This is a genomic window from Corallococcus carmarthensis, from assembly GCF_003611695.1.
Classification (GTDB): Bacteria; Myxococcota; Myxococcia; order Myxococcales; family Myxococcaceae; genus Corallococcus; species Corallococcus carmarthensis.
Genome location: NZ_RAWE01000508.1, coordinates 1 through 398 on the forward strand (window position 1 = coordinate 1; position 398 = coordinate 398).

At 53.3% G+C, this 398-nt stretch carries 1 pseudogene; it reads right to left on the bottom strand.

Annotation, left to right across the window (positions count from 1 at the left end):
* Positions 1 to 398 (bottom strand): annotated as a pseudogene (pdxI, locus tag D7X32_RS44715) (pyridoxine 4-dehydrogenase); the annotation flags it as partial.

Consider the following 398-nt stretch of genomic DNA (forward strand, 5'->3'; position numbering starts at 1 on the left):
GGTGCGCGATGTTGTATTCGTTTTGCACACAGACCATTTCGGCAATCTTGCGCGCCTCTGCAACCTGCGTCGGTGTGACGTTGCTCAGGCCAATATGTTTTACCAGGCCTTGTTGTTGCATCTCTGCCAGCACGGTCAGGCTGGCCTCAATCGATCCTTCCGCTGGGCCATGACCATCTCCCATCATAACGCGCAGGTTAACCACATCCAGTACGTCCAGGCCGAGATTACGTAGATTATCGTGCACCGCTTTTTGCAACTCTGCCGGAGAAAAGGCGTGCAACCAGGAAGCGTCCTCTCCACGCCGCGCACCAATTTTAGTGACAATTGTCAGGTCGTCAGAGTAAGGATAAAGCGCTTCGCGGATAATCTGATTGGTGACGTGCGGACCATAAAAG